The organism is Pseudoxanthomonas sp. SL93, assembly GCF_026625825.1.
Classification (GTDB): Bacteria; Pseudomonadota; Gammaproteobacteria; order Xanthomonadales; family Xanthomonadaceae; genus Pseudoxanthomonas_A.
In genome coordinates this window covers 500,175-512,046 of the sequence record NZ_CP113065.1, presented here as the reverse complement: position 1 = coordinate 512,046, position 11,872 = coordinate 500,175, and the positions used below count along the sequence as shown (strand labels likewise).

General features: G+C 63.5%; 14 protein-coding genes and 1 tRNA gene. 7 read left to right on the top strand and 8 right to left on the bottom strand.

Annotation, left to right across the window (positions count from 1 at the left end; translation table 11 throughout):
* The first annotated feature begins 6 nt into the window (after positions 1–6).
* The 3 genes from OVA13_RS02355 (at position 7) to OVA13_RS02345 (ending at position 2,070) form a co-directional block, all read left to right on the top strand.
* Positions 7–1,134, top strand: a complete 1,128-nt coding sequence (locus OVA13_RS02355) for a homoserine O-acetyltransferase MetX (protein WP_267792224.1) — start codon at positions 7–9, stop codon at positions 1,132–1,134.
* Positions 1,135–1,323: 189 nt separating this feature from the next.
* Complete coding sequence (locus tag OVA13_RS02350; RefSeq protein ID WP_267792223.1) at positions 1,324–1,911, top strand: cysteine dioxygenase family protein; 588 nt, start codon at positions 1,324–1,326, stop codon at positions 1,909–1,911.
* A gap of 73 nt (positions 1,912–1,984) precedes the next feature.
* Positions 1,985–2,070: transfer RNA gene (locus tag OVA13_RS02345), tRNA-Leu, on the top strand.
* Positions 2,071–2,265: 195 nt separating this feature from the next.
* Here OVA13_RS02345 and OVA13_RS02340 read toward each other — a convergent pair.
* The gene (locus tag OVA13_RS02340) at positions 2,266–3,711 is read right to left on the bottom strand and encodes a hypothetical protein (RefSeq protein ID WP_267792222.1); all 1,446 of its coding nucleotides are present in this window, start codon (positions 3,709–3,711) and stop codon (positions 2,266–2,268) included.
* Positions 3,712–4,211: 500 nt separating this feature from the next.
* Between OVA13_RS02340 and OVA13_RS02335 the strand changes: the two genes are divergently transcribed.
* Positions 4,212–4,961 carry an ABC transporter permease gene (locus OVA13_RS02335; RefSeq protein ID WP_267792221.1) on the top strand — a complete coding sequence of 250 codons (750 nt, stop codon included), beginning with the start codon at positions 4,212–4,214 and terminating at the stop codon, positions 4,959–4,961.
* Positions 4,962–5,004: 43 nt separating this feature from the next.
* Here OVA13_RS02335 and OVA13_RS02330 read toward each other — a convergent pair whose 3' ends face one another.
* On the bottom strand, positions 5,005–5,676 hold the full coding sequence (locus tag OVA13_RS02330) for a GumC domain-containing protein (protein WP_267792220.1): 672 nt from the start codon (positions 5,674–5,676) through the stop codon (positions 5,005–5,007).
* 217 nt (positions 5,677–5,893) lie between these two features.
* Between OVA13_RS02330 and OVA13_RS02325 the strand changes: the two genes are divergently transcribed.
* Together OVA13_RS02325 and arr are read left to right on the top strand one after the other, a co-directional pair.
* A complete protein-coding gene (locus OVA13_RS02325) occupies positions 5,894–6,919 on the top strand; it encodes a glycoside hydrolase family 43 protein (RefSeq protein WP_267792219.1) in 1,026 nt (341 codons plus the stop codon).
* Between the two features lie 262 nt (positions 6,920–7,181).
* Positions 7,182–7,583, top strand: coding sequence for an NAD(+)--rifampin ADP-ribosyltransferase (gene arr, locus OVA13_RS02320; RefSeq protein WP_267792218.1), 402 nt, complete (start codon positions 7,182–7,184; stop codon positions 7,581–7,583).
* 153 nt (positions 7,584–7,736) lie between these two features.
* On the opposite strand, the gene OVA13_RS02315 is transcribed toward arr, so the two are convergent.
* The 5 genes from OVA13_RS02315 to OVA13_RS02295 all read right to left on the bottom strand — a co-directional run bounded on the left by OVA13_RS02315 (position 7,737) and on the right by OVA13_RS02295 (position 9,911).
* Positions 7,737–8,075: a YciI family protein gene (locus tag OVA13_RS02315; RefSeq protein ID WP_267792217.1), complete on the bottom strand. Its 339-nt coding sequence runs from the start codon at positions 8,073–8,075 to the stop codon at positions 7,737–7,739.
* A gap of 243 nt (positions 8,076–8,318) precedes the next feature.
* Entirely contained in the window at positions 8,319–8,537 is a 219-nt protein-coding gene (locus OVA13_RS02310) for a hypothetical protein (protein ID WP_267792216.1), read from the bottom strand.
* A 38-nt stretch (positions 8,538–8,575) separates the two neighbouring features.
* A complete protein-coding gene (locus OVA13_RS02305) occupies positions 8,576–8,992 on the bottom strand; it encodes a VOC family protein (RefSeq protein ID WP_267792215.1) in 417 nt (138 codons plus the stop codon).
* Complete coding sequence (locus tag OVA13_RS02300) at positions 8,989–9,417, bottom strand: helix-turn-helix transcriptional regulator (protein ID WP_267793605.1); 429 nt, start codon at positions 9,415–9,417, stop codon at positions 8,989–8,991. Before OVA13_RS02300 ends, OVA13_RS02305 begins: the two co-directional genes overlap by 4 nt.
* A gap of 161 nt (positions 9,418–9,578) precedes the next feature.
* A complete protein-coding gene (locus OVA13_RS02295; protein ID WP_267792214.1) occupies positions 9,579–9,911 on the bottom strand; it encodes a hypothetical protein in 333 nt (110 codons plus the stop codon).
* Positions 9,912–10,081: 170 nt separating this feature from the next.
* On the opposite strand from OVA13_RS02295, the gene OVA13_RS02290 reads away from it, so the two are divergent.
* Positions 10,082–10,645: a hypothetical protein gene (locus tag OVA13_RS02290; RefSeq protein ID WP_267792213.1), complete on the top strand. Its 564-nt coding sequence runs from the start codon at positions 10,082–10,084 to the stop codon at positions 10,643–10,645.
* Positions 10,646–10,692: 47 nt separating this feature from the next.
* On the opposite strand, the gene OVA13_RS02285 is transcribed toward OVA13_RS02290, so the two are convergent.
* Complete coding sequence (locus OVA13_RS02285; protein WP_267792212.1) at positions 10,693–11,829, bottom strand: DUF1254 domain-containing protein; 1,137 nt, start codon at positions 11,827–11,829, stop codon at positions 10,693–10,695.
* Positions 11,830–11,872: the final 43 nt, after the last annotated feature.

The following is an 11,872-nucleotide window of genomic DNA, read 5'->3' as shown; positions in this document are numbered from 1 at the left end:
GCGCCGATGACCGAATTCATCCCCCCCGGCACCCGTTTCCACCCTCTCCCCTCGCCCTTCCGCATGAAGCGCGGGGGTGAGCTGCACGGCGCGCGCGTGGCCTACGAAACGTGGGGCACGTTGAACGCGGCGCGCGACAACGCGGTGCTGATCGTCACCGGGCTGTCGCCGGATGCGCATGCCGCACGCAATGAAGGTAACAGCGAGGAAGGCTGGTGGGAGGCGATGGTCGGCCCCGGCAAGCCCATCGACACCGACCGCTGGTTCGTGGTCTGCGTCAACTCGCTGGGCAGCTGCAAGGGCTCGACCGGCCCGGCGTCGGTCAACCCCGCCACCGGCACGCTGTACCGGCTCGACTTCCCCGAACTCTCGGTGGAAGACGGCGCCAATGCCGCGTTCGAGGTCGTGCGCGGACTGGGCATCGCGCAGCTGGCCTGCATCATCGGCAACTCGATGGGCGGCATGACCGCGTTGGCCTTCCTGCTGCTGCACCCGGGCGCGGCACGCACGCACATCAACATCTCCGGCAGCGCGCAGGCGCTGCCGTTCTCCATCGCCATCCGTTCGCTGCAGCGCGAGGCGATCCGGCTGGACCCGAACTGGAACCACGGCCAGTACGACGACGACACCTATCCGGAATCGGGCATGCGCATGGCGCGCAAGCTGGGCGTGATCACCTACCGCTCGGCGCTGGAATGGGATGGCCGCTTCGGTCGCGTGCGCCTGGAGTCCGATCGCCCGGACGAGGATCCGTTCGGCCTGGAGTTCCAGGTGGAGAGCTACCTGGAAGGCCATGCGCGCCGTTTCGTGCGCCGCTTCGACCCCAACTGCTACCTGTACCTCAGCCGCTCGATGGACTGGTTCGACCTGGCCGAATACGCCGACGGCAAGCAGGCCGGCGGCGACGTGCTGGCGGGGCTGGCGACCATCCGCGTGCAGCGTGCGCTGGCCATCGGCGCGGCCACCGACATCCTGTTCCCGCTGCAGCAGCAGGAGCAGATCGCCGAGGGTCTCGCCGCCGGGGGCGCGCAGGCGGAATTCCTGCCGCTGGCATCGCCGCAGGGGCATGACGCGTTCCTGGTGGACTTCGAGCGCTTCGGGCCGGCGGTGGGCGACTTCCTGGCGACGATCTGAGCGGTTTTCCCTTCTCCCTGCGAGCGGGGGTGAGGATGACCCGCCTGCGCGGCATGCCGCGCGGGTCATTCGAACGCCGGGCGTGCTTCGCCCGGCCGGGGCGGGAAACGGCAAGCCGTCCCGCAGCGCACGACCCCCTGCCCGCCGGCAGCGGCTAAAATGGGCCCACACTTTCACCGGGCCCGTCCCATGTCCCTCGATTTCCCCGGTTCAGACAAGCTGATTGCTTCGCTGGACGCCGCTGTTGCCCTGGGCGACGACCGCGCGGTCACCGATGCGCTGCGCAAGTCGTTGTGTGCGCTGATCTGCGATGAAGAGGTTTCGCTGCCCGGCTGCGTGCTGGAACCCATCGCCGATCACTACGCGCGCCGCGAGCTGTACACCAGTCCGGAGCACGGCTACAGCGTCATCGCGATGACCTGGGGCCCCGGCCAAGGCACCAAGATCCATGACCATTCGGGCATGTGGTGCGTGGAGGGGGTGTGGCGCGGTCGTCTGGAGATCACCCAGTACGAGCTGGCCGAGCACGATGCGCAGCGTTACCGCTTCGTGGCGGCGGGCACCATCGAGGCCGGCACGGGCTCGGCGGGCAGCCTGATCCCGCCGCACGAGTACCACACCATCCGCAACCCCAGCGACAAGGCCATCGCGGTCAGCCTGCACGTGTACCAGCGCACGATGGTGCGCTGTGGGGTGTTCACGCCGGAAGAGGACGGCAGTTTCGAGGGCTGGCAGAGCCGCGGCGAGCGCCTGCTGGGCACGGACAAGGTGGTCTGAGGCCGCGATGGGCGGGGCTGTATGCCCTGCCCCTGTCGGTGCCCGGCCCGGGTCGGCTATACTCCGCATCCGCGCCGAAGTGGCGGAATGGTAGACGCAGCGGACTCAAAATCCGCCGCCCTTAAAAGCGTGTGGGTTCGAGTCCCACCTTCGGCACCAAGATCAAACCCCGGACCTCCGGGGTTTTTTCGTTTCTGTGCCCTGAGCATTTCCGTAGGATGGGTTGAGCCGCTGGCGATACCCATCAATTGCGGAATGTCAGCTCCATGACGATGGGTATCGCTTCGCTCAACCCATCCTACGCGCAAACTTCAGCTTGCCACATCGGCTGCTCCATCTTGCTAGCATGTGCAATCAGTGGCCAGTGCGTTTGAATCGCCGCTCAAACTCTGCGAAAAGATCGCGCTTCTCTTCCAAGAACGGCTCCGATTTTGCTTGGAGTTCCGGCTCCACTTCATTCAAGAAGGGCGCCATCTGATACTGACGGTATTTACTACTCGATTTTTTTGTCAGTAGTGGGCCACACCCACGCAAGCTCATGGCATCCGTAAGATCTGGTAGATCGTTAACGGGCACGACAATGTACGGCACCTGATCTACCAGTGCTGCTGGCAGACCCTTTCCAGCAACTCCTTCCCTGACTTGCTTGTCAAGTGCGTCAGACGACAGCGGGCTGAAGAGTATCCAGTCCTCGAGCGTGACCACGAGCGAGAAGACTGGTCGTCCATCGTTAAGCCAATCCGTTTTGCCAGCGAGTGCGTCAGAGATATTCGAATAGTTCTGTGTGATAGCCGCAGCTAGCCGGCTCATTCCAGCGACAACATCGTTTGGGACAAGCGCGATCTGAGCCTGGAGAGGAATCCGCGCCGACTTGCACTCCACAAAAACTTGACCGGTGGCATCGGAAACCCGCCAATCCGAACCGTGTCTCACTCCTCCTCCGGTTGTGTAGGGATTGGGCTTCTCAACCATCAGTGCCGGCCCAACTCTTTGCAGTAGCTCTCCAACAACGGACTCCACCGCGTCTCCAAAGGCTTTAGGAAAGCCGGCAGTCCTCACCAAATCGAAGTAGGCGCCCGCGAGCAATCGCCTCACGACCAATGGCGGTCTAGGACAGAACAACGCATCCGGCGAATCCGAACGAAGGCGTAGAAGTGGGGTCTCAACTAGGTGGTTAAACGTGTAGGCCCAACTGGTGTCGAGTCTATGACCAGCTGTCAACCGGTCACGAACGGCTTGTGCGGTTGAGGCAAGACTGGCAATGCGAGCCTTCAGTGCAGCTGGTGGTAGGCCTAGTGACCCAAGTTCCACCTCAAGATTCGCTTCAGGACGCTGTAGATAGACCGTATAGACCCCGGCCACCAAGAGCATGTACTCGAACGCCGTCAGACCGAAAGCGCTCTCAAGCAGTCCTGCCATCGAAGCTTGGCGGAAGAGCAGCCAGTGGCGCCCAATGTAGTCCGAGTTTGCGCGCTCGAAGTACGGTACCTGCTGATGGCCTAGACGATGCAGAGTGAGCCAGAGATCGGCTTTAGCTCCCGACATCTTGTTGGAGAAATCATTGATGGCATTGTGGAAACTTGCTAAATCATGCCAGTTCCGCAGACTCCGAGTCGCTCTAGAGTTCTTAACGCCATACAAGATGATTTCCCTAGCATGGAGATCAAGATGAAACTCCTGCAGGTATTTGCCGATCTGCTGATGAAGGCCGTCTCTAGAATGGGGGTACTCGAATGGCAGGCCAAACCGATACCCGATGTGCACTCCGTAGAACCAGATATGGGTCAGGGACTCTCTCAAGCCGAACGTGCTTGCGATTCGTCTCACCGGGTTGTTGGGGTCCCCCATCGGCGCTCCTTCGCTCAAGCCAACTGTCCTAGCGCGTGCGACCACCGCGCACGCCGTCTAGCAGGTGTGGAAAGTCTATCAGCGCCCATGGGACTCCCTTAACCATTACGTTCCAACCCCCTAACCGTCGCAAAAAGCGCCTATATTTGTTCTTTACAAACAAAGCGTTACGAGACATCCCACTCGGCGGCGCAGGATCCCACCTTCGGCACCAAGCTCAAACCCCGGACCTCCGGGGTTTTTTCGTTTGTGTGCCCCAAGCATCCCGTAGGATGGATTGAGCCGCAGGCGATACCCATCAATTGCGGAATGTCAGCTCCATGACGATGGGCATCGCTTCGCTCAACCCATCCTACGCGCTAACGAATATAGCCCATGCGCCCAGGTGACAACTGGGGGTATGCTTGCAATAGTCTTGCCCGCCGGCAGACCGCTGGCTCGGGGAGGTCGCAATGGCAACAACGACGCAACCACGTAGGGTGTGGCCGGGCCGGCTGCTTCATGTGCTGGCATTGCTTCTTATCGGCCCATGGCTGGTCTACTTCGCAACAAGTGTTCTCACCGGCTCCGTTGGAATCGAACCAGGTGTTATCGGGATCATTTTTACCTATGCGTCAGCACTCGGACTCAGCTTGATCTCATTGGTTCCAAGTGTCGCAGTTGCCCTTTTCCGGCCGTTGTTTGGCTGGATAGTCTTCGCAGTATTGGGAGGCGTTAGCGTTATTGGGGTCGCCTACTCCGAGAACAAGGCCGCAGGTAAAGACACCAGCGCAGCGATCGAAGACACCGTTCCGTCCAAGATTGAAGTAACGGTAGCAGCCGAGATTCTTCCACCTGAGAAGCGTGATGCCAACGTCACTCCAGAGGTGATTGCCGCTATGAACGATCACGTTCTAAACGACTTCAAACAGCGTTACTCCAGACGCGCTGGAGCCAAGCATGGCGATGACCCCAATGTCACTGTGGGGACTCTGCGCCTGGAACAAGATGGCCATGATCTCTACATGACTGAGCTGCGGCCGAAGCAACCAGCATCTGGCCAGAAGCCCGTCCTCCGCATGCTCTGGAACATTCATGACGGTCAATTGAAGCGCGTGTTCTGCGCCTACGAGCAGGACGACCCTACGTGGCGGGCTACTAGGTGTGGTCAACAAGTTTCGAAGACCTTTACATGGGATGGCTGGTACACGCCTCGAAAATAGGGGTCGGAGCGAAAATAGGGGTCGGAGTGCCATTTTCGGAGAACTAGCCCGTAGGTGTAGCGTCCCTAGCCTTCTTGCGCTCATACAACGCATTCAAGAACCAGCCGAGACCTGCAACTAGCAAAGCTCCCATGCCGCCAAGAATTAGCTTTTGTAGACTATCCAGTCCGTTCGCTATGGAATTGATCTGCAAGGAGCTCATCTCGATCTTCTCAACAGCAAAATCAAGATCCTTCCGCAGCAGTGGCACCGTCAGAGCGCGCTCTGGTTCATTAGATATCGCACTCTCGATGCGCGCCATTCGCGCGTCTAGCTCAGCAAGAGATGACTTAAGATCTGCAACCTCTGTCTTTGAATTTAGATCTGAGGTTTGAACCAAAGCCTTGAAACGCTCGTTGGCGTTTCTTAGCTGGCCTTCCATGAAGGCCACTCTTTCATGCAACGTCTTTACCGACTGCACTAGCTCAGTCTCCTCCTGTTTCTGCTTTCCGACAAGGCCGGACAAGTTACCTACTGGTAGCAGAGCAGAACCTAGGCCCAACACTCCAAAAGACACTGCGAAAATACCGAGATAAAGCTGCTTTCTAAGTTCTCGTTCACGAGCCCTTTTCGCTTCGGCTTCCGCGCGCTTCCGGTTCCTCGCATATTCCTCGCGCAGCTTAGCCAAACTTACTTGAAGTTGGTCAAGCTCTGGCTCTTCCCGATCAGCGACCATACGCACCCCCCAAAGTGTGATTTGATTCTATCCGCCCTGACGGTATTGGGACACTTCGCGGCCGGATATCGGCATGCTCCATATCCAGCCCGTAGGATGGGTTCAAAAAGCAAGAGTCAGAGTGCCATTTCGCGCCCATCCCGCTCCTGCCCGGATCCGCGCCTATACTCGCCCCGGCCCAACAGGCATCCCGTTCGCGCCTTCCCGGAGAACAACCATGCAGGTGAAATCCCGTCGCCTCTTCACCCTCGCAGGCTGCCTTGCGCTTGCGACGCTGTTGTTGGTCGCTGCACCGGCCGGTGCGCAGGACGATGCGGCGCCCACGCCCCGCGCAAATCCGCTGTTCCGCGACAGGTTCACCGCCGATCCCGCTCCGCTGGTCGTCGGCGACACGCTGTACCTCTACGTCGGCCATGACGAAGCGCAGCGCGACGAAATGTTCAACATGCGCGATTGGCGGGTCTATTCGACCAAGGACATGGCCACTTGGGTTGACCACGGCCCCATCATGAAGGCGACCGACTTCCGCTGGGCGAAAGCCGACGCGTGGGCGTCGCAAGCCATCGAGAAGGACGGCAGGTTCTGGTTCTATGCCGCCGTCGAACACGACGACACGCATCCCGGCAAGGCCATCGCCGTCGCCGTGTCGGACAGCCCCACCGGCCCCTTCGTCGATGCCAAAGGATCGGCACTCATCACCAACGCGATGACCCCCAAGGGAACCCACAGCTGGGAAGACATCGACCCGACCGTGTTCACCGATGACGACGGCAGCACCTGGATCGCCTGGGGCAATCGCCAGTGCTACATCGCCAGGCTGAAGCCCAACATGATCGAGATCGACGGCCCCATCACCGAAATCACGCCGCCGCATTTCGAGGAAGGCCCATGGCTGCACAAGCGCGGTTCGACGTACTACCTCACCTACGCGTCACTCGACCGCGCCGCGCATCGTGACGAGAAGGTCTCGTATGCAACCGCACCGTCGATCCAGGGCCCCTGGACCTACCGCGGCGAACTGACCGGCTCGGGCAAGTACAGCTTCACCATCCACCCGGGCATTGCCCAGTTCAAGGGTAATTGGTACCTGTTCCTGCATAACGCCGCGTTGGCGATCGGAGACCAGCATGGTGCGATCGGCCGGCGCGCGGTCACGGTCGAGCATCTGCAGTACAACGCAGACGGCAGCATGAAACCGGTCGTGCAGACGGACGAGGGAATCTCGGTACCGCCGCCCCGGTAGCCCGTTACCCGGGCAAGACCCGGAACAGCAGTCGGGGAACCAAGGGTCAGACTGCAATTGCTTACGGACGACCGGCAAGCCTCGCGACGCGGTAGCACCATGCATGCCGGGTGTCAGTCATCAGCCAAACGCACAAAAAAGGGAGACGCGCTGCGCCTCCCACCCTCAATTTATATAACGCCGGGGGGCTTGCGGCAAGGCCCGGCGCCGGCGGCAGTATCGGCGGCCTGTCGATATGGCAGGCCACCAGAGCCACACCCCCATGCGCGATACCGAGATCTATTACCACGGCACCAAGGCCCAGCTGGCTCCCGGCGACCTGATCGTCGCGGGCTGCACCTCCAACTTCGGCAAGCGCCGCATCGCCAGGTACGTCTACTTGACCGCGATGCTGGAAGCCGCCACATGGGGCGCAGAGCTTGCGGCCGGCGAAGGCCGCGGGCACATCTACATCGTCGAACCGACCGGCCCGTTCGAGGACGATCCCAACCTCACCAACCAGCGCTTCCCGGGCAATCCCACCCGGTCATATCGGACGCGCGATCCACTGCGCGTGGTGGCCGAAGTGCACGGCTGGATCGGGCACACGCCCGAACAGCTCACGACGATGCGCGATCGCCTGGCGGAACTGGATCGACAGGGCGTGGAAGCCATCGAGGACTGAGGGCGACGCCGCCGCATGTTGCGCAGCTGGCGGAACACGCGCCATCGCCTGTGCTGGACGAAGTGAAGCCCAACATCGCGCATCGTCCGACACGCCGATGTTGGGCTTCGCAGGCTCAGCCCAACCTATCCTGTTGACCGCGCGCGCACCACGTCACGACGCCGGGTCGAACATGAACACCCGCAGTTCCTGATCGCAGCGGCACGCCTTCGCGATGCGCGCCGCCCAGGCGATGGCGTCTTCGCGCGACGGCAGTTCGAGCACGGTGAAACCTCCGTTGAGCGGCGGCGCCCACGGGTATCCGCCCTCGACGATCGTACCCTCCGCCGACACGAGCACCGGCGGCACGCCCTCATCGAGGCCGCCAGCGAACACGTACACCCCCGCGACTTTCGCCTGCTCGATCACCGCGCGCGAATCGCGACCCGCCGCTTCAAGTTCCTCGCCGGATACGACCATCGCGGCGCTGGGAAAGGAAATCAGATACTTCATGGGCCGTCCTCTGCCTGGCGAAATGTTGGAACCGGTCGGCGGGCTGAAGTGGCACGACGCCGTCAGGGCAACCTACCCTGACCCGCACGAGTACTCAACCGACGCCTGGCATTGCCACACGCAATCCCTCCCCTTCCGGCAGACCCGCTGCAGGTGATGCTCAGTCGCGCGGACGACCCTGCGCAGCAAGGCGTCCAGGCGATCGTGTGAGGCAGCCGATGCCGCGCAAGGCAGCGTGGCTGCCTACCCGCCGCGTGCCCCGCTTCGCGCCTTGCCAAGGTACGGCAGCGCGAACAGGTACAGGCCGGTGATGAGCAGCAACGCGAGGGGCAGCAGCGTGAACAGCCCCACATAGAGGGCGATCTTTTCGCGCCCCATGACCAGCAGGTTGGCGATGACCGCCAGCGTGAAGGCGATGGACAGCCAACGGTGGAATTGCCGGATCCACTTGCTCCCGTTCATTGCGATCTCCTGTGAGGGCGACACGAAGGCGGGCGCGCTCAATGCGCCGCGCGCCGGGACTCGATCATCTTCCAGCCGTTCCCCGAGGGGTCGCGGAAGTTGGCGTCGACATTGCCGTAGCGCGCTTCCGGTGCCTGGGTGAACTCCACGCCGTTGGCGCGCATGCGCTCGTATGCGGCGCGGCAATCGTCCACGTTGAGCACCAGCGGCGGCATGGCGCCCTTGGCGACGATCTCGTTGACCGCCTGTGCGGTGGCGTCGTCCAGCACCGGCGCCTGTGCCTTGAACAGGCCGAGCTGCACGGACGGCTGGTCCGGATGCTGCACGGTCAGCCAGCGGTAGTCGCCGTTGCGCGCATCGGTGTGCACGCGGAACCCGACCTTGTCGACATAGAACGCGAGCGCTTCGTCCTGGTCACGGACGTACAAGCCGACCACCCCGATACCCTGGCTCATGGAACCTCCTGCGTGGATGAGGGCGCTTTTGTATCACCGCCCTCCTGCCGCCGCTTCTCCGAAACTGCGGTGGTGAGGGCGGGCCGGTAGGCGGCGCTGACATAGCAGTGCGGCACGCTTTCCAGCGCGTGTCGGGCGGCCTGTTCGCGCGCACGCAGTTCGCCCGGGCTCTCGCCGGTGATGTCGCGGAAGGTGCGGCCGAACGTGCCCAGGCTGTTCCAGCCGGTCTGCAGGGCGATCTCGAGGATGGGCGTATCGGTGTCGCGCAGCAGTGCCTTGGCGCGCTCGATGCGGCGCGTCAGCAGGTAGCGGTGCGGTGGAATGCCGAAGGCGTCCTTGAACGACCGTGCGAAGTGCGCTTCGGAGACATGGCTCACCCGTGCAAGGCGTTGCACCGGCCACGCCTCGTGCGAGGCGGCGTCCATGCGGTCCTTCGCACGCAGCAGTCGCCGCAGCAGCTCGGGCTCCTGGCGATGCGCGGGGGTCGGCCTGCTCACGCGCGGTGTTCCATGCTGGCACCTCACTCCGTGGGGTTTCCGCGCGCACGATACTCCATCCCCCGCCCTGCACCGCGACCCGCCGCGCGCTATCCCGGCCGTTTCCACTGCCTGCCGCAGTCGCGGCAGCTGCGGATCCATGCACCCCGGCGGCCCCGCCGCTCGCTGCCGAGCAGGCCACCGCATTCGCAGACCAGTGCCGTCCCGTACTGCGACCGCCACAGCCGTACCGATACCCACGTACCCAGGGCCGCCGCGACCGCCAGGGCCACGTAGGGTAGCCAGCCGAGCGACGAAGCGAGGCCGGCCCGCGCGGGACTTGCCTGCCACGCCGGCAGCAGCAGCGACGACGCATAGGCCACGCCCAGCGCGACCACGGCAGGCAGATAGGCCCGCACCGCCTTTCCATCCCAATGACGCATGCAACGTTCCCCATGACTGTGCCCGCGCCGATTGTCCGGCGCACGGTCGCACGGGCTGAGACTCGCCCGCCGACGGGCGGCAGCGACTTCGCGTCCGCTTCACACGGGCGCCATCACGCCACCATGCGCCACGCCCAGACTGGCAGCCCTGCACACGTGGAGAGACGGCAATGGCGGCGAACATGACGATGGGGCGCACGCCGCTGTGGCGGCGCATGCGGTGGGTGGTATGGGGCGGCGCGGGCTGCCTGCTGGCGCTGCCCTGGGTGGCCATGCAGTTCACCCGCGAGGTCGCATGGAGCGGCGCCGATTTCGCGGTGATGGGCGTGATGCTGGGCCTGGCATGCGCCGCATTCGAACTGGCCGTAAGGGTGGCGCGCAGCCACGCCTACGTGCTCGGGGCCGGCGTGGCGGTGGGCACGGCCTTCCTGCTGACGTGGATCAATCTGGCCGTCGGCATCATCGGCAGCGAAAACAATCCGGTCAACCTGATGTTCTTCGGCGTGCTGCTGGTCGGCGCGCTCGCGGTCATCGCGTCGCGCCTGCATGCGCGCGGCATGGCGTTGGCGATGGAAGCGACCGCCGTCGCACAGGCAGCGGTGTCGCTGATCACGCTGGCGATCGGCGCGGGCCACGTGTTCGTGCTGACGCTGGTGTTTGTCGCGCTGTGGCTGGTGGCGGCACAGCTGTTCCGGAAAGCGGCGCGCGACCAGCGCTCGCGGGTGCCGGCCTGAGCCGGCATGCCCGGCATCCCACCTCCCCGGGATGCCGGAATTCCGTGTCAGGGTGACGCGACAACTGGCGTCGCTTCGGGGAAGCGCCAGCTGCCGTCCAGGATTCCGGCGCGCGGCCGGTACAGCCGCACCATGTAGTTCCAGCCCGGCGTGATCGGCAGGCAGTTGGTTGCCTGTCCATCGCAGCCGCCGAACTGCAGCTTCACGGCGCCGTCGGCTTCCTTCTGCGCGGTGATGTTGTTGAAGGAGTACGCGTTCTGCGGGTTGGCCTGGAAGAAGCCTTCGGCGTTGTACACCGTCACCGACCAGAAGCCATCCACCGGCACCTCGCCCACGGTCAATCGGTAGATCGTGGTGCCGTCGTTTTTGGCCGGGGTGATGTTGAGGTAGATCGCATCCTTCTCGGGGTTGCCGCCCCAGGCAGTGGCAACGCCGATCAGGCGACGCACCGGATCGACCTCGGCCTTGCTGCCGAACATGCGGTTCTTGTCCGGCAACGAGTCACCCAGCACGGTGAGCGCATCGCTGATCCTCTTGACGCCCGCCATGTCCCATCGCGGCACCTCGAAGGTGCCCGGACCACCCGGTTGGCTCACCTGCACCTGGTCCTGCTGTGCATGCACGCGCGTGACGTCGGCTGGATCGTTGGGGTTGACCAGCATGCGAAGTGCCACCAGCACATAGCGCGTGCCAATGTCCTCCCGGGTGAAGGTGTACTTGCCTGGCGTGTACGCGACGCGGTGGGTGTACTGGTCCTGGTCGAACACCTGCATCGACATGAAGCGCGTGCCGACATCCGGCAGGGTGATGGTCACCGGGCCCGCATCGAGATCGAACACCGCGCTGGAGTACAGCGTGTCGCGGTTCTGCCGCACAACCACCTGCTTGTCCAGCGGCGTCACCTCCCTGACGTGGTCGAACTTGCCGAAGCCGCCGTTCTTGTGGACCCCCGCGAACGCTAGATCGGACGCGGCACGCGCGAAGTTGTCGGCGTTGACGGGCACCGCGTCCGCCGGCGGTGGCGTGGCGGCCGGTGCCGCGGGGGTGCCAGCGGGTGGCGCGGTCGGGGACGGCGTGGAAGATGCGGCAGCGGGTGTGGCATCCGCCGCCTCCGGGGCCTGTTCACTCCGGCACGCAGTCAATGCAAGTAGCAGGACGACGGGCAGACAGGGGGCGATGCGCATGGGATGCCTCAGCTCGTTGTCAGGGGGGGGAGTAAGGGGTGTG